Source organism: Actimicrobium sp. CCC2.4, assembly GCF_034347385.1.
Lineage (GTDB): Bacteria > Pseudomonadota > Gammaproteobacteria > Burkholderiales > Burkholderiaceae_D > Actimicrobium.
Genome location: NZ_CP133777.1, coordinates 2670892 through 2692406, shown reverse-complemented (window position 1 = coordinate 2692406; position 21515 = coordinate 2670892). Strand labels below are relative to the sequence as shown.

At 58.9% G+C, this 21515-nt stretch carries 26 protein-coding genes; 7 read left to right on the top strand and 19 right to left on the bottom strand.

What is annotated here, in order from left to right; translation table 11 throughout:
* Positions 1–5: 5 nt before the first annotated feature.
* Entirely contained in the window at positions 6–1238 is a 1233-nt protein-coding gene (gene flgL / locus RHM62_RS12305; RefSeq protein WP_322122384.1) for a flagellar hook-associated protein FlgL, read from the top strand.
* Positions 1239–1252: 14 nt separating this feature from the next.
* Here flgL and RHM62_RS12300 read toward each other — a convergent pair whose 3' ends face one another.
* From RHM62_RS12300 to fliF, 14 genes are all read right to left on the bottom strand, one after another.
* The gene (locus RHM62_RS12300) at positions 1253–1654 is read right to left on the bottom strand and encodes a hypothetical protein (protein ID WP_322122383.1); all 402 of its coding nucleotides are present in this window, start codon (positions 1652–1654) and stop codon (positions 1253–1255) included.
* Positions 1655–1671: 17 nt separating this feature from the next.
* Positions 1672–2448, bottom strand: coding sequence for a flagellar biosynthetic protein FliR (fliR, locus tag RHM62_RS12295; RefSeq protein ID WP_322122382.1), 777 nt, complete (start codon positions 2446–2448; stop codon positions 1672–1674).
* Between the two features lie 18 nt (positions 2449–2466).
* Complete coding sequence (gene fliQ, locus RHM62_RS12290; RefSeq protein ID WP_322122381.1) at positions 2467–2736, bottom strand: flagellar biosynthesis protein FliQ; 270 nt, start codon at positions 2734–2736, stop codon at positions 2467–2469.
* Between the two features lie 9 nt (positions 2737–2745).
* The gene (gene fliP / locus RHM62_RS12285; RefSeq protein ID WP_322122380.1) at positions 2746–3501 is read right to left on the bottom strand and encodes a flagellar type III secretion system pore protein FliP; all 756 of its coding nucleotides are present in this window, start codon (positions 3499–3501) and stop codon (positions 2746–2748) included.
* The gene (gene fliO / locus RHM62_RS12280) at positions 3491–3985 is read right to left on the bottom strand and encodes a flagellar biosynthetic protein FliO (RefSeq protein WP_322122379.1); all 495 of its coding nucleotides are present in this window, start codon (positions 3983–3985) and stop codon (positions 3491–3493) included. Before fliO ends, fliP begins: the two co-directional genes overlap by 11 nt.
* Positions 3982–4395 (bottom strand): flagellar motor switch protein FliN, encoded by a 414-nt coding sequence (fliN, locus tag RHM62_RS12275; protein ID WP_322122378.1) that lies wholly within the window; start codon positions 4393–4395, stop codon positions 3982–3984. The genes fliO and fliN overlap by 4 nt, the downstream gene beginning before the upstream one ends.
* Complete coding sequence (fliM, locus tag RHM62_RS12270; protein ID WP_322122377.1) at positions 4388–5389, bottom strand: flagellar motor switch protein FliM; 1002 nt, start codon at positions 5387–5389, stop codon at positions 4388–4390. The genes fliN and fliM overlap by 8 nt, the downstream gene beginning before the upstream one ends.
* A gap of 6 nt (positions 5390–5395) precedes the next feature.
* Complete coding sequence (fliL, locus tag RHM62_RS12265) at positions 5396–5908, bottom strand: flagellar basal body-associated protein FliL (RefSeq protein WP_322122376.1); 513 nt, start codon at positions 5906–5908, stop codon at positions 5396–5398.
* Between the two features lie 196 nt (positions 5909–6104).
* Positions 6105–7265, bottom strand: a complete 1161-nt coding sequence (locus RHM62_RS12260; protein ID WP_322122375.1) for a flagellar hook-length control protein FliK — start codon at positions 7263–7265, stop codon at positions 6105–6107.
* An 18-nt stretch (positions 7266–7283) separates the two neighbouring features.
* Entirely contained in the window at positions 7284–7724 is a 441-nt protein-coding gene (gene fliJ, locus RHM62_RS12255; protein WP_322122374.1) for a flagellar export protein FliJ, read from the bottom strand.
* A 29-nt stretch (positions 7725–7753) separates the two neighbouring features.
* Positions 7754–9154 (bottom strand): flagellar protein export ATPase FliI, encoded by a 1401-nt coding sequence (gene fliI, locus RHM62_RS12250; protein ID WP_322122373.1) that lies wholly within the window; start codon positions 9152–9154, stop codon positions 7754–7756.
* Positions 9155–9156: 2 nt separating this feature from the next.
* Positions 9157–9816 carry a flagellar assembly protein FliH gene (locus RHM62_RS12245; protein ID WP_322122372.1) on the bottom strand — a complete coding sequence of 220 codons (660 nt, stop codon included), beginning with the start codon at positions 9814–9816 and terminating at the stop codon, positions 9157–9159.
* On the bottom strand, positions 9809–10804 hold the full coding sequence (gene fliG, locus RHM62_RS12240) for a flagellar motor switch protein FliG (RefSeq protein ID WP_322122371.1): 996 nt from the start codon (positions 10802–10804) through the stop codon (positions 9809–9811). Before fliG ends, RHM62_RS12245 begins: the two co-directional genes overlap by 8 nt.
* Positions 10797–12479 carry a flagellar basal-body MS-ring/collar protein FliF gene (fliF, locus tag RHM62_RS12235; protein WP_322122370.1) on the bottom strand — a complete coding sequence of 561 codons (1683 nt, stop codon included), beginning with the start codon at positions 12477–12479 and terminating at the stop codon, positions 10797–10799. The genes fliG and fliF overlap by 8 nt, the downstream gene beginning before the upstream one ends.
* Positions 12480–12725: 246 nt before the next feature.
* Between fliF and fliE the strand changes: the two genes are divergently transcribed.
* Entirely contained in the window at positions 12726–13070 is a 345-nt protein-coding gene (gene fliE / locus RHM62_RS12230) for a flagellar hook-basal body complex protein FliE (RefSeq protein ID WP_322122369.1), read from the top strand.
* A gap of 457 nt (positions 13071–13527) precedes the next feature.
* Positions 13528–14598, top strand: a complete 1071-nt coding sequence (locus tag RHM62_RS12225) for a porin (RefSeq protein WP_322125403.1) — start codon at positions 13528–13530, stop codon at positions 14596–14598.
* A 100-nt stretch (positions 14599–14698) separates the two neighbouring features.
* On the opposite strand, the gene RHM62_RS12220 is transcribed toward RHM62_RS12225, so the two are convergent.
* Together RHM62_RS12220 and imuA are read right to left on the bottom strand one after the other, a co-directional pair.
* A complete protein-coding gene (locus RHM62_RS12220) occupies positions 14699–16165 on the bottom strand; it encodes a DNA polymerase Y family protein (RefSeq protein ID WP_322122368.1) in 1467 nt (488 codons plus the stop codon).
* Positions 16101–16898 carry a translesion DNA synthesis-associated protein ImuA gene (gene imuA, locus RHM62_RS12215; protein ID WP_322122367.1) on the bottom strand — a complete coding sequence of 266 codons (798 nt, stop codon included), beginning with the start codon at positions 16896–16898 and terminating at the stop codon, positions 16101–16103. The genes RHM62_RS12220 and imuA overlap by 65 nt, the downstream gene beginning before the upstream one ends.
* A 195-nt stretch (positions 16899–17093) precedes the next feature.
* Here imuA and RHM62_RS12210 point away from each other — a divergent pair, with 195 nt between their 5' ends.
* Together RHM62_RS12210 and RHM62_RS12205 are read left to right on the top strand one after the other, a co-directional pair.
* On the top strand, positions 17094–18482 hold the full coding sequence (locus RHM62_RS12210) for a 3'-5' exonuclease family protein (protein WP_322122366.1): 1389 nt from the start codon (positions 17094–17096) through the stop codon (positions 18480–18482).
* The gene (locus RHM62_RS12205) at positions 18482–19192 is read left to right on the top strand and encodes a DUF3047 domain-containing protein (RefSeq protein WP_322122365.1); all 711 of its coding nucleotides are present in this window, start codon (positions 18482–18484) and stop codon (positions 19190–19192) included. Before RHM62_RS12210 ends, RHM62_RS12205 begins: the two co-directional genes overlap by 1 nt.
* Before the next feature lie 53 nt (positions 19193–19245).
* Here the strand turns inward: RHM62_RS12205 and RHM62_RS12200 are convergent, their stop codons facing one another.
* Positions 19246–20241, bottom strand: a complete 996-nt coding sequence (locus RHM62_RS12200) for a hypothetical protein (protein ID WP_322122364.1) — start codon at positions 20239–20241, stop codon at positions 19246–19248.
* A 188-nt stretch (positions 20242–20429) separates the two neighbouring features.
* Between RHM62_RS12200 and RHM62_RS12195 the strand changes: the two genes are divergently transcribed.
* Entirely contained in the window at positions 20430–20588 is a 159-nt protein-coding gene (locus tag RHM62_RS12195; protein WP_322125402.1) for a DUF3047 domain-containing protein, read from the top strand.
* 101 nt (positions 20589–20689) lie between these two features.
* Positions 20690–20875, top strand: a complete 186-nt coding sequence (locus tag RHM62_RS12190) for a hypothetical protein (protein ID WP_322122363.1) — start codon at positions 20690–20692, stop codon at positions 20873–20875.
* Between the two features lie 38 nt (positions 20876–20913).
* Here RHM62_RS12190 and RHM62_RS12185 read toward each other — a convergent pair whose 3' ends face one another.
* On the bottom strand, positions 20914–21123 hold the full coding sequence (locus tag RHM62_RS12185; protein WP_322122362.1) for a hypothetical protein: 210 nt from the start codon (positions 21121–21123) through the stop codon (positions 20914–20916).
* 35 nt (positions 21124–21158) lie between these two features.
* Positions 21159–21461, bottom strand: a complete 303-nt coding sequence (locus tag RHM62_RS12180) for a DUF1778 domain-containing protein (protein ID WP_322122361.1) — start codon at positions 21459–21461, stop codon at positions 21159–21161.
* Positions 21462–21515 lie beyond the last annotated feature (54 nt).

Here is a 21515-nt window from a genome sequence, read left to right as displayed (position 1 = left end):
GGATCATGCGTATCAGTACCGCCGCTTTTTATGACAATGCCAGCACCAGGATTAGCGATCTGCAATCAGCCGCGGCGCAAAAGCAGACGCAAATTGCGTCCGGTAAGCGGATCCTGACGCCGGCTGATGATCCGGTGGCGGCAGCTGCCGCGCTGACGGTGTCGCAAGCGATCGACGTCAATACCCAATTCGCTGCCAATCGCGGGACCGCGAAGGATGCCTTGTCGCTGCAGGAAAGCGTCCTGAGCAATTACACGACGCTGCTGCAGAACGTCAAGACGCTGACCATCGCGGCCGGCAACGGTGCGCTCGACGACAGCCAGCGCCAATACATGGCCAGCGAACTGGCTGGTCGCTATCAGGAACTGATGGGTATCGCCAATAGCCGCGACAGTACCGGTAACTATATTTTTGGCGGCTTCAAGAATACGGTGGCACCATTCACCGATGTGGCGGGCACCACGGCCACCTATAACGGTGACCAGGGGCAGCGGCTGTTGCAGGTCAGTACGTCGCGCCAGTTATCGATTAACGATGCAGGCAGTGCGATCTTCCAGAACATCAAGAGCGGCGACGACAGCGTGTCGGTGACGCCCGATGCCGGCAACAGCGCCACCGGTGCCGGCGCGATCAGCGGGGCTACCGTGACGGATGCGACGCTGCTGACACATCACAATTACAGCATCGACTTCACGACGACTGCCGGCGTGACCAGCTACAAGGTCTATGACCTGAGCAAGGATCCCGGCAAGGCCAGCGCGCCGCTGACTTCGGCAAACTACACGACTAACCCGCAAACCATTGCCTTCGATGGCTTGCAATTCACGGCCAGCGGCGCACCCGCCAGCGGCAACAAGTACAACATCAATCCGAATGCGCAGAGCATTTTCAAGACCATCGGCGACCTGGTGACGGCACTCAACACGCCGGCCACCGGCGCGACCGGTAAAGCCGCACTGACAGCCAGTCTCAGTGCGGCCAACAACAACATTACTGCGGCACTGGATACGGCATTGAACGTGCGCGCCGCCGGCGGTGCGCGCTTGCAGGAACTCGATACGCTCGACAACGAAGGCGATAACCGCAGCCTGCAATACGCATCGACCTTGTCGAACCTGCAGGATCTCGACTACGCCAAGGCAGTCAGTGAATTGACCCAGAACCAGCTGACCTTGCAGGCGGCCCAGCAATCGTTCGTGAAGATTGCCAATCTGTCGCTGTTCAATTACATCAACTAAACCCGTCATGCGCTTCAATGATTGAGCCGCACGATCGCACATTGCTGCGCCAGCACCACCAGCTTCACGCCGGGCATGTCGGGACTATTGCCAAGCTGGACCAGCTGGCATTGCAGCATGCCGGCCAGTTGGCCGTCGAACTGCACCAGCCGCAAAAAGCGACCGGCCGAAATCGATCCGTCTGAAATCGCATACAGCGGCACACTCTGTCCCTGAAAATCCCTGGTCCGTCCCTGCAGTCCATTGAGGTCGCGCCCGCGTCCCAGCTCGGCGGCGCTGCCGGCATCCAGATTGACAATGACGTTGCGTTTTTCTTCGATGACGTTCATGTGCGCCGCCACCAGCGGTGTCGTGGCGGCGGCGGATAATGTGCTGGCGCCGAGCAGAAGGGCGCACAGGCGGGAGACTATTTTCATGACGGATTCCTTGCAGATTAACCGCCGGTGAGCTGGCGGATCGTGTTGATGGTTTCTTCGAACAGCTTGGCCATCGGCGTTGCCAGATAGGGCAAGGTCAGACCAAGCATCGTAAATCCGATGGCCAGCGTGATCGGAAAACCGATCCCGAACAGGTTCAGCGACGGTGCCGCACGGGTCAAAATGCCGAGGGCGACATTGGTGATCAGCAGAGCCGCGACGATCGGCAGTGACAGCTGCAGTCCGGCACTGAACAGCCGGCTGGCCCAGCGCACCACTTGTTCGGCAATATTGCCGGTCAGGGGACCGACCGTGATCGGCATCGTGGCAAAGCTGTCGACCAGCGTTGATAGCAAGGCCAGATGGACATTCGCCGCCAGATACACCATCAGCACGATCAAGCTAAGGAACTGGCTGACTGCATTCGAGCGACCGCGCGACTGCGGATCAAAGAAGGTCGCAAAGCCGAGGCCCATGGTCATGCTGGCGACCTCGCCGGCCATTTCGACAGCCGAAAAAATGATCCGCATCGAAAAGCCCATCGCAATCCCGATGAGCAGCTGCTGCACCAGGATCAGCAATCCTTGCATCGACATCGGTTCCAGTCCGGACGGCACCTGCACCAGCGGGGCGACAATCATCGCAATCAGGATGCCCAGTCCGACCTTGACGCGACGTGGCACGCTGGCATTGCCGAACACGGGCGCCACCGCAATCAAGCCGAGGATGCGCGTCAGCGGCCACAGGAATCCGGTGATCAGGGCATTGAGTTCGGCGGAGCTGAAGTTGAGCATGCGGGCGCGGGATCGGCGCTAGCCGATCATCGACGGAATGCCGCTGAACATTTCGCGCATGTAGTCGAGCATGATCGACAGCATCCATGGACCGGCGATGACCAGTGCAATGAAGATGCCGACCAGTTTCGGGATGAAGGACAGGGTCTGTTCATTGATCTGGGTCGCGGCCTGGAAAATGCTGACAACCAGACCGATGATGAGCGCCACCAGCAGCAGCGGTGCGGCGACCATCAGCGTGACTTCCATCGCATGTCGGCCCATCACCATGACGCTTTCGGGTGTCATCGCGCGCTCCTAGTAAAAACTCTGCGCCAGCGAGCCGATCAGCAATTGCCAGCCATCGACCAGCACGAACAGCATCAGCTTGAACGGCAGCGACACGATTGACGGCGACACCATCATCATCCCCATCGACATCAGCACGCTGGCGACCACCATGTCGATGATCAGGAACGGAATGAAGATGGCGAAGCTGATCTGGAAGGCCGTCTTCAGTTCGCTGGTGATGAAAGCCGGTACCAGAATCCGTAGCGGCACGTCTTCGGGGCCCTGCAGCGCCGGGCTGTTAGACATCTTGACGTACAGCGCGAGGTCAGCCTGGCGCGTCTGTTTCATCATGAAGGTCTTCAGCGGGGCGACACCGCGCTCCATTGCCTGGGTCATGTTGATTTTGTTTTCCTGCAGCGGCAAGTAGGCATCGGCATAGATTTTGTCGAACACCGGGCCCATGACGAACAGGGTCAAAAATAGCGCCAGCCCGACCATGACCTGATTGGGCGGAGCCGATTGCGTGCCGAGTGCCTGCCGCAGCAGTGACAGCACGATGATGATGCGCGTGAAGCTGGTCATCATCAGCAATGCTGCCGGCAGGAACGACAGCGCCGTCAGCAGCAGCAGCGTTTGCAGGCTCAGCGTGTAATTCTGTCCGCCGCCGGCGGTCGGGGTACTGGTCAGCGCCGGCAGGCCGGCTTGCTGGGCGTAGGCGGCCAGCGGCACGACGACCAGGGCAACTGCGCTCCAGCGCAGGCAGGTCGACAACTTAATGTGCATTGTCCATTCCAGGAGTGTTCGGCTTGTTGTTGATGTGATCGGCCTTGCGTTTGTCGATGGTCTGCTTGAGCCAGTCAGAGAAATTTTTGGCCAGCGGTGCGACCGCAGAGAGTTCGACGCCTTCCTGTTTTGGCATTGTCGACAAGGCATTGATCGACGTTGGCGTGACACCGACGACGATCCACTGGTCGGCTACTTCAACCACCAGAATGCGTTCGCGATTGCCGACGCTGACGCCGCCGACAATTTTTAGTGCGCCTGCAGCAGCGTGCTTGCCGGCACCCATTTTTTTCATTGACCAGGCGACGGCAATCAGCAATCCCAGTACCAGCAGCAGCCCGATCATCACTTGCAGCATGCTGCCTGGCGAGGTCGATGCGGATGCCGGCGCGGCCACGGCCACGGGTGCAGCCGTCGTCACCGCCTGCGCGAAAATCTGCGGCGCTGCCAGCAGCGCCGGGAACAGTATCCCGGCCCGCTTCATCGGTTGAGCTTCTTGATGCGTTCGGCCGGCGAAATGATGTCGGTCAGGCGGATACCGAATTTGTCATTGACCACCACGACCTCGCCCTGGGCAATCAGGCAGCCGTTGACCAGCACATCCATCGGTTCACCTGCCAGTCCATCGAGCTCGACGACGGAACCCTGTGCCAGTTGCAGCAGATTCTTGATGGCGATCTTGGTCCGTCCCAGTTCGACTGTCAGCTGGACCGGAATATCGAGAATGAAATCGATATCGTTATGGGTCGCGAGCTTGCTACTTCCCGCAAATTCCTGGAACACGGTCGGTGTCGCCTGCTGCGCATTGAGCGCGGCTTTTTCGGCTTGCTCCTGTTCCGCAATGGCGGCGCCCCAATCGTCCTCTGCTGCCTGTTGCTCGTCGTTGTCAGCCATTGTCATCTCCATGCAGTGCGTCGGTTGAACTCTGGGCCAGTAACTTCTCGACCCGTAATGCGTATTGCCCGTTGAATTTGCCGTATGTGCATTCCATCACCGGCACGCCATCGACTTTTGCCAGGACTACTTCCGGCACGGCCAGCGGAATGATGTCGCCGACCTTCATGTTGAGGATAGCCCCGAAGTTACTTCGGGCGACACCAAAATCGGCGATGATTTCGACCTCGGCGGTCTGGATCTGTTGTGTCATCAGCCGGATCCAGCGCTTGTCGACTTCCAGCGTCTCGCCTTGCAGGCTACTGGTGAGTATGTCGCGGATCGGCTCGATCGTGGAGTACGGAATACAGAAGTGCATTTCGCCGCTGACCGGCCCGAGTTCGATCGTGAAGGTGGTGCAGATCACGACTTCGTTCGGGGTGGCGATGTTGGCGAACTGGGTGTTCATTTCGGAACGGATGTACTCGAACTCGACCGGATAGACCGGCTCCCACGACTTCGCATAATTCTCGAACACGATGGCCAGGATGCGCTGGATGATGCGCTGCTCGGTCTGGGTAAAGTCGCGTCCTTCGACGCGCGTATGGAAACGGCCGTCGCCACCGAACAGGTTATCGACGATCAGGAACACCAGGTTCGGATCGAACACCATCAGCACGGTGCCGCGCAGCGGCTTCATGTGCACCAGATTCAGGTTGGTCGGCACCACCAGATTGCGGATGAATTCGCTGTACTTCGACACCCGCACCGGACCGATCGAGACTTCGGCGCTGCGTCGCAAGAAGTTGAACAGCCCGATCCGCAGCAAGCGGGCAAACCGTTCATTGATGATTTCCAGCGTCGGCATGCGGCCGCGCACGATACGTTCCTGCGTGGCCAGATTGTAGGGTCGCACACCGGACTGGTCTTCCGGCGCATGCGCGTCTTCCTGGTCGCCATTGACGCCCTTGAGCAGCGCATCGACTTCTTCTTGCGAAAGGAAATTGTCAGCCATGGCCGCTTACTGGATCACGAAAGAAGTGAAAAACACGTCGTTGACTTTTTGCGCTTTGCCGCGCTCCGAGAAAGGCTTCTTGATTGCGGCGATGATGTCATCGGCCAATTCCTTCTTGCCGTCGGGCGTATTGATTTCGGAGGCTTTTTTGCTCGACAGGACCATCAGGACCCGACTGCGGATTTGCGGCAGGTAGACTTTGATTTCTTCGGACTGCTTGTCATCAGCGACCTGGACCGTCATGGCGATCTGCAGGTACTGGTCACCAGCTTCCTGTTGCAGGTTGACCGTGAAGGGATCGAGCACCAGGAACACCGGCGCCTTGGCGACTTCATGCGGTTCTTCGGCATGCTCACCGGCCGGCTTGGCTTTTTTCCCCATCAGGAAATAGCCTGCTCCGCCACCAGCCAATGCCAGGACCACAACGGCAATGATGATGAGCTTGAGTTTCGATTTCTTTTTGCCGCCGGTGGCATCGTCTGCGGCTGCCGGAGCGGCTGGTTTGGGTGCGGTCGCCATCTCGTTTCCTTGTGAACTGGTCTGAACTTTCAGTAACCATTATTAAAAAAAAAGGCCTTGGCAGATGCATCGAAAAGAGCACTGAACACAGTGCAGATCATCGTATGCCGGGGTGTTTTTTTTGCCTCGCCATGGTACGCGAGAAATGGTTACGTGACGACCTCACAAGGGAAGCATTTGCGTGGTGCGCCGGGCTTCAGGCGAAGGTGTCAACCATGCCATTGCCGCTGGAGGTAATCCGGCGTGCGCTCACGCTCGTGCTGCCGGATGCGCCCGACGGTGTATTGCGGCGCGCGCCGTTATCGCCCTGGCCCGAACCGCTGTGCGGATTCGGACTGCCGGAACTGACATTGGCCTGGCCCAGCGATATGCCGGCGTCACCGAGCATCTCGCGCAATTTCGGCAGCGCCGCTTCGAGTGCCTGGCGCACTTCGGGCTGGGCGGCAAAGAAGCTGGCATCGGCCTGGCCATTGCTGACATTGAGCACGACCTGCAGCGGACCGAGGTCGGGCGGATTCAGGGTCAGCGTAGCGGACTGTTCGGCACCGGCCACCATCCACACCATGCGCTGTCCCAGAGCCTGGTCCCAGGCGCTGTTGTTGACTTGCGGCGCGAGGCTATTGCCGGGATGGACGCCGGCGGGGGCGGCCATGACCAGTGTCGTTTGCTGCATCGGTTGCAATGCACTGCCGGCGACCGGTTGCTCGACGAGTCGCGCCAGAGTGACGTCCTTGTCGGGCGTGGCCGTGGCGGCCGATTGCAATGCATTGGCAAATTCGCCCGCACCCTTGGCAGCGAGTTCTTTGACCACGGCATCGGTCGGCCCGCGCTCAGGAGCGGCGCGCAGGTCCGGACGTGTACCGCCGGCGGGTGCCGTCGGATCGGGTCCGGCTTTGGCTGTCGTGGCCGCTGTTGCAGCGGGCGTTTGTGCGGCAGTGACACCGGCAGTGACACCGGCATTGGCGACCAGCGCCATGATCGCTGCCGACGCACTGAGCGCCGCATCGGTGCTGGTGACGGGCAGGGCGGTTACGCTGGTGTCCGGTTTATCCTTGGATTCGTCAGCCTTTTTTTCGGCGACCGGAGCGGGTTCGGATGCGGGCTTGTCCGCGGTTGCGGTAGCCGGGACCGGTGTGCTGTCATCGGTTTTTTTTGCTGCTTCAGGGGTTTTGACAGCGACCGGTTTAGGCGCATCGACTGGTTTGCCTGCCGGTTTCGGAGCGGCGCGGTCATTCATCTGGCGCGTCAGCATGTGCGTGAACTGTTGATCCGGTGCCTTGCTTTCCGGTGCGCGCGGCTTGGCCGCAGCGGTGCTGCCAGACGGAGCCAGGGTATTGACGATCGAGTTGTTTTGCATGATGGCTACCCGGAGTATTTATCGTTTGTAGAGGAGGGCGCGCGCGGCATGTTCATCCATGGCCTTCTGGTCGCGCTTGGCTTCTTTTTGTTGTGCCACCTTGAGCGCGCGGCTGGCCAGCGTGCCGTACGACATGCGCTTGCGTTCGCTCGATTGCCATGCGGTCCGGGCTTCTTCGATGCGGCGTTTGGCATCGAGCAGCACCAGTTGCTGGCTGGCGATGGCGCCGTCGAGCTTGTCGATGAAGAGCTGGAAATTGCGATAACCGGACGGACTCAGCCCTACCGACAGGCTGTGCTGGAAACGGTCGGCGTAATCCTCGCGGTATTGCACCAGCAAGGCCATTTTCTGTTCGACTTCTTCGCAGGCGCGGATAGTCAGGCCAAGACGTTTGGCCGCCTCGTCAGTGTCCTTGACGGCGAGTTCGATGAGGGTGTCGATTGCAGAAGGAGTAGCCATGATGAATTATCTGCCCGGTATCAAAGGACTCATCCACCGAACAGGCTGGCAAGTTGGTCCGTGCTTTCGCTTATGGTGGCCTGCTCCTGGATGCCTTGCTGCAAAAAATCTTCGATCCGGGTATTGAGCAGGATGGCTTCGTCGAGCACCGGATCGGAACCGGCGCTGTAGGCACCGACGCTGATGAGATCGCGGTTGCGCTGGTAGCGTGAATACAACTGCTTGAGCCGGCGCGTCAGTTTCTGGTGTTCCGGCGTGGTGATGCTGTGCATCGCGCGGCTGATCGATTGTTCGATGTCGATGGCCGGGTAGTGACCGGCTTCTGCCAGCTGTCGGTTGAGCACGATATGCCCGTCGAGAATCGCGCGGGCGGCATCGGCGATCGGATCCTGCTGGTCATCGCCTTCGGTCAGCACGGTGTAGAACGCGGTGATCGAGCCGCCACCTTCGCGGCCATTGCCGGCCCGTTCAACCAGTGCCGGCAGCTTCGCAAAGACCGATGGCGGATAGCCTTTGGTGGCTGGTGGTTCGCCGATGGCCAGGGCGATTTCGCGCTGGGCCATCGCATACCGCGTCAGCGAATCCATGATCATCAGCACGTGCTTGCCCTGGTCACGAAAATGCTCCGCGATGGCCGTCGTGTAGGCCGCGCCTTGCAGCCGCATCAGCGGTGGCGTGTCGGCCGGTGCGGCGACTACGACCGAGCGTGCCAGGCCTTCCGGACCAAGGATCTGTTCGATGAATTCCTTGACCTCGCGGCCACGTTCACCGATCAGGCCGACGACGATCACATCGGCCGTGGTGTAGCGCGCCATCATGCCGAGCAACACGCTTTTGCCGACGCCGGAACCGGCGAACAGGCCCATGCGCTGGCCACGTCCGACGGTCAGCATGCTGTTGATGGCGCGTACACCCACATCGAGCACGTCGACGATCGGTGCGCGCGTCAGCGGATTGGCGGCGCGCACATTGAGCGGCGCAGCGGAACTGGCATTGAGCGGGCCCAGCGTATCGAGTGGCCGGCCGGCCCCGTCAAGAACCCGGCCCAGCAGTTCGTCACCGACCGGCAAATGGCGACCGCGGTCGCTCGGACGGCGACGCGGATGATTGACCGAACCGGCGCGCGGCAACGAATGCACCGCCTCGACCGGAAACACGCGGGTGCCGGGAATCACGCCCTCGACATCGCTTTGCGGCATCAGGAACAGACGGTCATTGTCGAACCCAACCACTTCGGCTTCGATGCGGGATCCATTGGGTAGCGGCACGGTACAGGCGCTGCCGACCGCGAGTCGCAAGCCGATGGCCTCCATGACCAGTCCGGCCACGCGGGTGACCCGACCCGAGACCTGCATCGGTTCGACGATCTGCAGCAATTCGCTGCAATCGCGCAGATAAGCCTGCCAGCGCTGGCTGCGTGCTTGCGGCATCGCTAGTCCTTGAGCCAGCCGGGTGTTTGTCCGAGGGCGTCGGTCAGGCGCTGCCAGCGTGTTTCGATGCTGGCATCAATCTGATTGCTGGCGGTGTCGATGCGGCAGCCGCCGCGTTGCATCTGGCTGTCGTCCGCGACGCGCCAGCCAGCCTTGTCGAGTTCGTCATGCATTTCTTCGCGCACCAGCCGGGCATCGTCCGGATGGAGGTACAGCAGCGCCGGTTGCTGAACGTTCGGCAAGTAGCGTATCGCTTCGGCGACGATCGGCAGGACCAGCTCGGGCTTGATATCGAGCGCCGTTTTCAGCATGGCCTGGGCCAGGTCGAGCGCCAGGCGCATCACATCGACCGAAATCAGCTCGTCGGCAATCGCGGCTTCGCTGCCAAGCGCGACGGCGATCTGGCGCAGGTGGTCGATGTCGGCATGGGCTTCTTCGCGACCGAGACGCAAGCCTTCGGTGCGGCCGTCAGCGAGACCGGTTGCATAGCCTTTGATTTGCGCGGCTTCGCGTATGGCGGCTTGTTCTTCTATTGTTACGCGCGGTATCGGTGGCGCTGCGGGTGTCTGCGGCTGTGCGCTCGGCCGGTTGTCGCCGAACGAATCCATTTCCCAGCGCTGGTAGGCCGATTGCCGTTCCTTCGGGATGATGGCGTCAGACATACGCGTCGTCGCCTTTCGCGCCTAGCTGGATCTGGCCTTCGTCGGACAGGCGACGCACAACCTGGAGGATTTCCTTTTGCTGGGCTTCGACTTCGGACAGGCGCACCGGACCTTTTGATTCGAGGTCTTCGCGCATCATATCGGCGGCGCGGCTGGACATGTTCTTGAAGATCTTTTCGCGCAGGTCGACGTTGGCACCTTTGAGGGCGACGATCAGCGATTCGGACTGGACTTCGCGCAGGATGACCTGGATGCCGCGGTCGTCGATGTCCATGATGTTGTCGAAGACGAACATCTCGTCCATGATTTTTTGCGCCATGTCGCTGTCGTAGTTTTTCAGGTTGGCGATGACCGATTGTTCGTTTTCGCCGGACAGGAAGTTGAGAATTTCGGCCGCAGCGCGGATCCCGCCCATCGGTTTTTTCTTCAGGCTTTCGTTGCCGGTCAGTAACTTGGTCAGCACTTCATTCAATTCGCGCAAAGCGGCCGGCTGGACGCCATCGAGCGTGGCGATGCGCAGCACGACATCGTTGCGCAGGCGCTCGGTAAAGTGATCCAGTACTTCGCAGGCGTGATAGCGCTCCAGATGGACCAGGATGGTGGCGATGATTTGCGGATGCTCGTTGCGGATCAGTTCGGCAACCGATTGCGAGTCCATCCATTTGAGACTCTCGATGCCGCTGGCGTCGCGGGCACCCAGAATACGGTTGAGCAAAGACGAAGCCTTGTCGTCGCCGAGTGCCTTCGTCAGGACGGTGCGGATGTATTCATCGGAATCGAGGCCCAGCGCAGAGCTGGATTCGGTCTCCTGCCGGAAGCTTTTCAGAACCGTATCGAGTTCTTCATGGCTGATGGCTTTCATGGTCGACATGGCCGCGCCAAGTTTCTGCACCTCGCGCGGACTGAGGAATTTCATTACTTCTGCAGCTTCGTCTTCACCGAGGGCGAGCATCAGCACAGCCCCTTTATGAACACCATCGTCACTCATTTCCGCTCACCCAGTTCTTGACTATGTTGGCGACGACTTTCGGGTCGTCCTTGGCCAGTTGTTTGGCCAGTTCCAGGTTTTGCTGGTACGCCATGCTGGCACTTTCAGTCGGGACTTCGACCGACCGTTCGGCTGCATGCATGGCCCGCATTTCCGGCGTTTCGGCTTCGTCGTCCTGGTCGTCGACTACGGCATGGATTTTCGGTGGCGGCGTGTTGAGTTTTTTCAGCATCGGCCGCAGCACGCCAAAGAAAAGGTAGAGCAACGCGATACCGCCCAGCAAATATTTACCCAGTTCCATGGCCAGTTGAATCATTTCCGGCCGTTTCCAGATCGGCACCTCAGGAAATACTTCCTTGGGCACGCCGGCGAATGCACTGTTGACGACGTTGAGCGTATCGCCGCGGTCCTTGTTGAATCCCATTGCTTCCTTGACCAGATCGGTAATTTGCGCCCGCTCCGCCTCGGTCAACGGCGTGGCGGTGACCTTACCAGCCTTGTCAGTGACTTGCTTGTAATTCACGACCACCGCCACCGAAATCCGTTTCACGCCGCCCATCGGTTGCTGGATGTAGCGTACCGTTTTGTCGACTTCATAATTGACGGTCATGTCTTTTTGTGACGGTACTGCAGCCGTCGCGGCCGCTCCGGTGCTCACACCTTGGCCGGCCGCAGGAGCCGGTGGATTGATCGGTGCAGTCGCGTTGGCAGCGGGCTGATTCGATAACGCACCCGGCACGCCACCGGCACCCGGATTGCTGCCCTGGGATTCGCTACTTTGCTGGCTGCGCATCGTGGATTGGTTCGGCGGGCTGTTTGGCTTGTAGGTTTCGGCCGCTTGCTCGCTGGTCGAGAAATCGATATCGGCAGTTGCTTCGGCACGTACATTGTTCGGTCCGACGATGGGCGTAATGATCGATTCGATCCGGCGGACGATGTTTTGCTGGACTTCCTGAATGTATTTCAGCTGGGTCGGATCCAGGCCGGTTGCCTTGGCGGCCTTGCTGGTATCCGAGAGCAGATTGCCATTCTGGTCGATGACGCTGATGTTGCCTGGTGGCAGCTCAGGCACACTGCTGGCGACCAGATGGACGATGGCACTCACCTGCTGTTCGCTTAGCGAGCGACCGGGATTGAGGTTGAGCACGACCGAAGCGGTCGGTTTTTGCTGGTCGCGTACGAAGACCGACGCTTTCGGCATCGCCAGGTGTACCCGTGCCGATTCAACGGCACCGATTGACTGGACCGAACGCGCCAGTTCGCCCTCCAGCGCGCGCTGGAAATTGACCTGTTCCAGGAACTGGGATACACCCAGTTTCTGGTTTTCCATCAACTCAAAACCGACATTGCCGCCTTTGGGCAAGCCCATTGCGGCAATGCGCAGGCGTGCATCGTGGACCTGATTGGCAGGGACCAGAATCGCACCGCCGCCTTCGGCAAACTTGTACGGCACATTCATTTGCTGCAGCTGGGTGACGATGGCACCGCCATCACGGTCCGTAAAATTTGAAAACAGGACGCGGTAGTCGGGTTGCTGACTCCACATCCAGACACCGGCCATTACGGCGATCACGATAGCCGCACCAAGCATCAGCAACAAATTGCGGCCGCCCTGGGACTCCGCAAAACTGATGAGCGGATTCGGTACGGCGCTACCGTCGGCGGCTACAGCCATGATGAAACTCCCCGGGTGCTGCGATTGGTGTGGACGCGCGTCATGATTTCCTAGTTACAATTATTACTTGTGACTCGATTGTCGTCCAGTTGACCTGATTCAATCAGGTGAACAGAACAGGATTTGCCTAGGTTCTCGTCCTGCTGCAGGTCTTTCCGGATGCTACTGTGCGATGGTGAAAAAACCGTAATATTGATCGGCTTAGTCCGGCATCGGCGGTTTGACGATGACAGGAAGGGAAACCGCATGAAAACTTCAATGATAGATTCCGGCCGGATCGAAGCGATGATCAGCCAGCTCAAGGCGGCGGCAACGCGTCCGCAGGGCGGGGTGCCGGCGGTCGCCGCTGATCCGACCGCCGTGCCAAAAACAGGATTTGCCGATGCACTGAAGGCCTCGCTGGATGGGGTCAATGCCTCGCAGAAAACGGCAGAAGGACTCGGCTCGCGCTTTGCCCTTGGCGATGACAAGGTGAGCTTGTCCGATGTGATGATTTCATCGCAAAAAGCGAATATCGGTTTCCAGGCCACGGTTCAGGTGCGTAACAAGTTGGTTTCCGCTTATCAGGACATCATGAATATGCAGATTTGATCGGCGTCAGTACGGTGAATTAACCAATTTGCGCGGATCTTCCGCGCTTTTTTTTCGCCTTTTTTGTGCTTGTTCGCGGGTATTGGTGTCGTCGTTTTCAAACAGGCATGATTGTTTCCGGCCCTACATCTTTCTTCTTCATAGGTCTGGTCCCTATTTTTCAGGAGCCATACTGTGTCTTTTTAACGACGATTTATCGATGTTTCAATGACACAAATAAGATAAATAATTGACGTTGTTAAATTGGTCAGACAATAATGCGTTCAAGTCCTGGGTAGCGATTTGTCTTTTTGAACAATAGCCGTGCTTGTTTCGTCTACCTGATGTCGGACTTTTCATTTCATTTTTCGGGCCATGAGCGGCTGAACCAAAAGAGTCCTGAGTGTCAGGTCAGCGGCAAAAGGTTGATGTTGGTTCGCTGTTTTATCTTTCTATTTATTTCTTTAAGGAAATCTCAATGAAAAAATCATCATTGCTATTGATGCTGTTGGGAACTGCCGCTGGTTCTGCTGTGGCGCAAACAAATGTCACCATTTATGGGATCGCTGATGTTGGTATGGTTGCTGAGCGCGGCGGCTCTGCCGGCTCGGTCACCAAATTAACCAGTGGCGTCGCATCGGGATCCCGGCTCGGTTTTCGCGGTACCGAGGACCTGGGCGGTGGTCTCGCCGCTAATTTCGTACTTGAAACCGGCATCGCGATGGACACCGGCGGCTTCAACCAGTCCAGTACGGCTTTCGGTCGTCAAGCTTTCGTTGGCTTGTCTGGTGGATTTGGTGGCGTTACCTTTGGTCGCCAGTACACCCCCCAATATGTCACGCTGGTACTCGCAGATCCGTTCGCTACCGGACTGGCCGGCACTGCCGCGAACCTGATGCCGAATACCGGTGATGCCGCCAGCCGGATGAATAATGCAGTCAAGTACGTCTCACCTAATTTGCAGGGATTTACCGGTGAACTGGCTTACGGATTCGGTGAAGTGGCCGGTGATACGTCAGCATCCCGCCAGTACGGTGCAGCGATTGCTTATGCCAATGGACCGCTGGCTGTCCGTCTTGGATATCACAATCGCAATAACGACACGGCGACAGTTAAAAATACCTCCAGCGCAAAAGATACTTTGCTGGCGCTGACCTATGATTTGAATGTTGCCAAGTTGCATTTGGGTTACGGGATCAACAAGGGCGTCAACAGTTCGCCATTGCGTAACACCACCAATCCTTATGGCAGCCTGGTGGCACCGACGGCATCCACCGACAGTCGCGACCTGTTGCTTGGGGTGACTGTCCCGTTCGGCGCCCACACTATTCTGGGATCCTATATTCGCAAGGATGACAAGAATGCTGTCAATCAGGATGCCAATCAGTGGGCACTGGGATACCGCTATGCATTCTCCAAACGCACGGACTTGTACGCGGCCTATGCCCGCATCAAAAATGACAATGGTGCCGGATACACGGTCGGCAGCGCCATCGAGGCCGGTTCGGGCGACAAGGCATTCAATCTGGGCATCCGTCATACCTTCTGATCTTGCGTGACAGGTAATCAAGGCAATTTCTGCAGCCGTTCAGCTTTAAGCTGAACGGCTGCATTTTTGCGATATTGCCCCTGCGACGTGTCGTCTGTTGTCATCCGAAGTAACCATGCAAAAACCAGCCGCACTCTGATCTTTTATCCCCGGTGGTGCGCTGTCTGAATATCCACAACAACGCATGATGTTCATTTTCGGCAATGAAGTAATCACGCAGTGCCAGTGCATCGTCCCACCAACCGGATTCGATCCGCTCCGGACCAGCCAGCAAAGTCAGCGGGCTTTGATAAAACGGTTTGTGCTGGCGCGTAATCAAAGCCAGCGGCCGGGCCAGCAACCAGGTTGGACGCGGCAAGATAGCTTGCAAAGAAGGGCTGACAAGCCGCGCAGACGATTGTCGTACCGGTAGCAAGGCATAACTTTTTTCAGGCCGGTGATCCGCGACCAGTGAGAGCCGGCGTACCGCATCGTTGCCAAGACGGCTCTGCAGGCGCTCGACCAGCAAACCTATGCTTTCGTTTTGCGATGCTGCGGTCGGAAACAGTTCAGTGTTCGGCGCTGCCAGCGCAACGATCTCGTCGGCTGCCAGCGACAGTTCGATGACAGGTGCAATTAATGCGACTTGCCCGAGCCGTTCGCGCAGCAATAGCGTCAGGTGGGCCGGATCGCGGCTGGCGCTGGCGAGCTGGATATGGACTGGCGTGCTGCGATGATCGCGCTGGCGGGTCGGTTCATGGTGCAGCCATAGCGTGATACTGCTGATGGCCGACTGATGGGCATTGAGCCAGCCGGTCAGTTGCAATAGCAGACGGCGCGCGGCAAACAGCAGCGCATCGGTATGGCTGACTTGCGCAGGTAATTCCAGACGGACATCAAAACTTACTGGTGCCGTGAACCAGGCGTGGACCTCGGCTTCGTCACCGTAGGCACGGTCTATCTCGCGCAGCAGCTCATTGCCGAAGCGTCGTCCAATACCGGTACGCGGCATCCGGCGCAACTGGCCCAGCGTGTGGCAACCGATGCCAAGAAGCGTATCAAGATGCGGGCGCGCCGAAGCAATTGCCGCCAATGGCACCGGTGCCAGCATCCCGTCCAGGGTTTTGTCTTGCCAGACGCCGGCGCTGTGCGCCAGCAGTTGCGCTGCGCTAGCCGTCGGTGCGCACGCCATGTGGGCGTGCAAGCCAAGGTCATCGATGCCGCCGGTGAGTTGTGCCAACAGATTGTCGAAACCACCGAACAGTCGCAGACTGGCAGTGATGTCAAGCAACAAGCCGGCATCCCGCACCACCACTTGCGGCGTGAAATGCAAGGCCCACAGCGCCGCTTCGTGCAGGGCTTCCAGCTCTTGTGCCGGCGTGCGCGGAAGAGACAGCAAGCCGGCGCGCATGCTCCAGGCGTTCGCCTCCGACATGCCTGCTGCGATTCCGCACCCGGTAGCTGGCTGGTTTGCCCCGATGACCCGTTTGCGTTCGACCACCACGACCGGCGTGGTCGCGGCCTCAGGCCGGCAGCGCAGTACGGTATCGAGTGGCAGTTGCGGAAAGTGCAGGGCGATCCACAGCATGGCGTGAGTTGACCGGTAAGGTGAAGGGAAGAATATCAGCGACGCGGCGCTCGGCAAAAGGCTGATCCAGTACCGCCGGCACCGCCAGCGGCAGGATCACGGGCTGGCTGTGTACCGGGCCGCGGCGTTTGATCACCTCGACCGACAACTGGCCCGATGCTGCCGCCCGGCACACCATGCGCAGCGGTGCCGGCGAGGATTCGTGTTGCGCCGCCGCCGGGCGGAACACGAAAGTCAACCCTTCGCCGCCGCCGGCAGCCAGTTGCAACCGGCGCAAATGATCCGCGCGGCATTGCGGCAACCAGCACAATAGCGCGCCGAAACTGGCACTCTTGAGTGCTTGCTCGATGGCCCAGATGCGGTCGGCCGGCTTTTCAGCCTCGACCAGCAGGATGTGCGTCAGGTCGATACCCAGTTCGGCCAGTGCAGCCGCGAATGGAATATGCGGCGGTGCCATCAGGATCACGGTTTTTTTGGCCTGCGTGAGTGATGCGATCAGCGGTGCCAGCAAACGCAATTCGCCGATGCCCGGCTGTGCCAGCAGCAACTCGATCAGCACTGACGCCGGCCAGCCACCATTGGGCAACTCCCGATCCAGCGCGCTGAACCCCGACGGCGTCGTCACCGCCCGCTGCGATCCCATCTGGTTGCCGCGCCAGACAGTGTCCGGCATGGTCGCCAGCAGGGCATTGGCGACGGCAGGGGTGGCAAAGCGGGTGGTGGATGCGAGCATGGGAATCTCCGTTATGATGAGCAAGGCAATTTTCCAGGTGTTTCGTAAAACACTGTATGGATGAACAGTATATGTGATTTTGGGTACGTGCCGTCAAGGCGTTTTTCGATAAATATTTCTTGAGCAGCAATGCGTGAACCGCTACTCTGGCGAGGATTTTTCCGCCTGGAGCTGCTGTAGTGAAAGACTTTCCCAATGGCCTATAACCCGGTCCATCCCCGCCTCGCCTTTGTCGACCTAGAAACCACCGGCGCCACCGCCGTCATTGACCGGATCACCGAAGTCGGCATCGTTGAAGTCGATGAAGATGGCGTGCGGCACTGGAGCAGTCTGGTCAATCCGCATCGGCATATTCCCGAATTCATCGAAGGTCTGACCGGAATTTCGAATGCGATGGTGGCCGATGCCCCGGGCTTCGACGAGCTGGCAGCCGAGATCCATCAGCGGCTCGAAGGGCGTATTTTTCTGGCGCACAATGCGCGTTTCGACCACGGCTTTCTGAAGAACGAATTCAAGCGCGTCGGCATCGACTTCCGGCCGACCGTGCTGTGTACCGTCAAACTCTCGCGCAAGCTCTATCCCGAATTTGCCAAGCACAATCTCGATACACTGGCCGAGCGCCATCAGTTGCAGGTGACCGAACGCCATCGCGCGCTCGGCGACGCCCAGCTGATCTGGCAATTCTGGGAAACCATCCACGCCACCTTCCCGCATGCACAGATCAATGCCGCCATCAAGGAACTGACCGCACGGCCGAATTTGCCCTCGCAGCTCGATGCCGCGATGGTCGATGACTTGCCGTCCACACACGGCGTGTACCTGTTTTTTGGCGAGGGCGCGCTGCCCTTGTATGTCGGCAAGGCCAACAACTTGCGCCGGCGCGTGCTGTCGCATTTCAGTGGCGACCATCTTTCCGCCAAGGAGCTGGAACTATCGCAGCAAATCCGCCGCATCGAATGGATTGCCACCGCCGGCGAGCTGGGTGCGCTGCTCAAGGAAGCGATGCTGGTCAAGCAACTGTCGCCATCGCATAACCGGCAATTGCGCCGTTCGAGTGCCGCCTGCCTCTGGCGTCTTGATGCGCAATCGCAGATCACGCTGGTCAAGACCGACGACTTGCCCGCCGCCGACGAGGCCGAGCTGTTCGGTCCGTTTGCCACCCACCGCAAGGCCACCACCGCGCTCACGGCCATCGCCACTGCGCACCAGCTTTGCCTGGTCTTGCTCGGATTGGAAAAAGTCGCTGCCGGCAAGCCGTGTTTTGCCAGCCAGGTCGGTCAGTGCAAGGGCGCGTGCTGCGCGCGTGAAAGCCTCGCGTCGCATACCGCGCGCTTGCGCATGGCACTCGAAACCAGCCGCCTGCATCCGTGGCCCTATGCCGGGCCGATCGGCATCCGTGAAGAAGCGGCCCTGCATGTCATCGACAACTGGAGCTATCTGGGCACGGCTGCCAGTGAAGCCGAAGCGCGGCAACTGACCGAACAGGCACCGCCGCGCTTTGACCGCGACGTCTACCAGCTTTTGCATAAAAAACTGGCGTCCATGCCGGACCAGATCACCCCACTTTATCGAGGCGTACCCTGATGAAAAAAATTGCCTCCAGTCTGTTGTGCTTGCTGGCGTCTGCCAGCGCGCAGGCAGTGGATATTCCGGCGTTCTCGCAAATGCAAGCCGGCGCGCCGGTCATTGGCTGGAGTGTTGTCAAGCCGGCCGCCAAAGTGCCGGATACCATCTACACGCTGGTGCGCGACGAAGGCCAGACCGTGCTCAAGGCTGAGGCCGATCACTCGATGTCGATCATGGCGCACACGGTACGCATCGACCTGAAAAAAACCCCGCTGTTGCGCTGGCGCTGGAAGATCGCCGCTCCCGTGAAGGGTGCCGACATGACCAAAAAATCCGGCGACGATTATGCCGGCCGCATCTATGTGCTGTTCGACTATCCGGTCGAGAAACTCAGTTTCGCCACCCGCGCCAAACTGAAGATCGGCGAAGCCCTCTACGGCATGAAAATCCCGACCGCCGCGATCAATTACCTGTGGGATAACCGCCAGCCGGTAGGCACCTGGCAAGACAACACCTACACCGACCGCGCCCGCATGCTGGTGGTCGAAAGCGGCAGCGACAAGGCCGGCCAGTGGATCACCGAAACACGTGACGTCGCGGCGGATTTCAGGACCGCCTTCGGCGAAGAAGCGCCGGATGTGGTCGTGGTGGCACTGGCGACGGATACCGACAACACGGGCGAGCAGGCCACGGCCTGGTATGGGGACTTGCAGTTTCTGGCGCGATAAAGCTGGCGATATCGATGATGCAGGTCTTCGTACCGGACGTTGTCGCTGCTTAATTACCTGCGCGGTCGTGCAAAGCAGAGCCATCGATCTGCAGAAGGTGACCTGACAGGCAGGCAGGTGCGGATTGTCTGGCCAGGCTGGCGCGGTATTTCAGGGGCATTAGGTTGATTGCTGATTCCGCTGTGACGGCGGTTGAGGAAGGCATCATGGTCGTCGAGACGCTGTTCGATACGGCTGATCCGGGTGCCTTGGCTGGCGATTTGCCGGCCTTGTGTGGCGATGGCGGCGGCGAGGGTCGCCAAATCGGGAGGCGGGCCGGCTGGAGTGCTTGACTGCTGTGCAACGATGGTGGCGGGCACCGCAGTGGCGGCTTGTTGTTGATCACGGCGCTGCGATGACGTTGGCGCAAAGCGGTCAGGCGGTTCGATTTCCAACGCTTTCTGGTCGCCGTGGCGCTGTGTCATAGGCCCCGCATCGACGTCGCTGCGCCCGGTCGTGGACAGCGTGCTACCCCGGCCGTAGATCGGTCCCGCACATCGCGGATCGAGCTTGGCCGCCTTTTGGAAGCAGTCTCGCCGGTTCATGGGTACGCCATTGACGACGATGCGCCTGGTTGCATTCAGAGTGGTGGCCAGACCGGAGAACGCCAGCGCCAGCTGCGGATCGAGTGCGGCCGCCTTGAGATAACACTGTTGACTGTTCATCGACACGTCATTGACCTTAGCGCGATCGGTTGCGTTCAGCGTAGTACCGATGTGGTGAAAAATGCGCGCATTGCGTGGATCGAGTGCGGCCGCCTTGAGATAACACTGTAGTTTGCTCATCGACTCGCCATTGACATCGATACGCTCGGTCGCCGTCAACCTGACGCCGAGTTCAACGAATGCCGCAGCCGAACCGGGACTGCTGCGCACTGCGTCAAGGTAGCCTCGCAGCTCCGCTCTCGGCGATCCCGGTTGATCACCGGACAGCCGTTGGCGGGCGGCTTGTACGATGGAGGACGACGGACTGCCGCTGCCAGCGGTGGACGTGCTGGCAGATTGCTGCAATGCGTCTCTGCCAGTGGATGTCTGATATCGCGATGCGGTATTTGAAATTTGCATGATGACGGATCAAGACCTGTAGAAAAAGCCCGATAGCCGGGCCGTGATGGACGAATGCTGATGGTTGCCGTTGCAAGCCTCAGCCATTGGAATAACGACCGGTATTGTCCCGGCTGTCTGCAACGTGAGTAGGGATCGCTCCGGTATGGTTCCGTGGAGCGGGTACCGATTTCAGGACCGCCTTCGGCGAAGAAGCGCCGGACGTCGTCGTGGTGGCACTGGCGACGGATACCGACAACACGGGCGAGCAGGCGACAGCCTGGTATGGGGATTTGCAGTTTCTGGCGCGATGAGCTGGACGGTGCTTGGCTGAGAGCAAGAACTAGGTGGAAATTAAACGTTTTATTTGTTTGGCGTGGCAATTTACAAGAAATATATTCCTTGTAAACGAAATGTGAATAACTTCATCGGTTTTAAATGGCTGTCCTTCACCTACGGGATTGTGCCGGTGCACCCGTTTCGCACGATCAGCGAACTGGGTGCCACGCGCCAGACCGCCAGTGTTGACGGCTTCCTGCATGAAACCTACGGAGTGCAATTCAAACCGGCGGTCACGCTGGCGGATCATCTGACTCAGTAAAATCAACGACTTAGCACCTACTTGACGTTCAAACACGATTAAATCAGCGGTTCACTCGCTGAATCCAACTTAACCATCACTGAAAACGCCTCCGTTGGCGATTGAACAAAACCCCATTTTAGATACCAGTTCTTTGCCTCCGTATCGATGGCATGGCATAGCAGGGCGCGACCACCAATGATGGCGGAGGCTTGCAGCGATCTGAGCAGGGCGTCTTTCAACAAACCAACGCCAATACCTGCACCCATCCAGTCTTGGTGGACAGCGAGACGACCGAGGACGATCACTGGAATCGGACTTGGCTGATTGCGTTTGATCGCTCCCAGGGCGATCTGGACGCCAGTAGTTTTTGGATTGCGGCATTCTTCGACATGGGTTCGGCCGTGACTGCATCGAACGCTTTCATTTGTTCTTCGGAAATTTGAAAAAACACTTGAGCAAGAAGAACTTGCCTCGCTGCAATACAACTTGCGTCAAGCATGAAATCGGTTCGGATTTTATTTTGCAAGGCGGCGGCGCGGTCAATGAGCTCACGCACGTCAACAGACATACGAACAGTGATTGTTGCCGTGGTGGAGATGTCCATATGTTTTCCAAAGTAGCTGGAGCTGAAAGTCACCTTATGTTTCTGTGTGTTCGA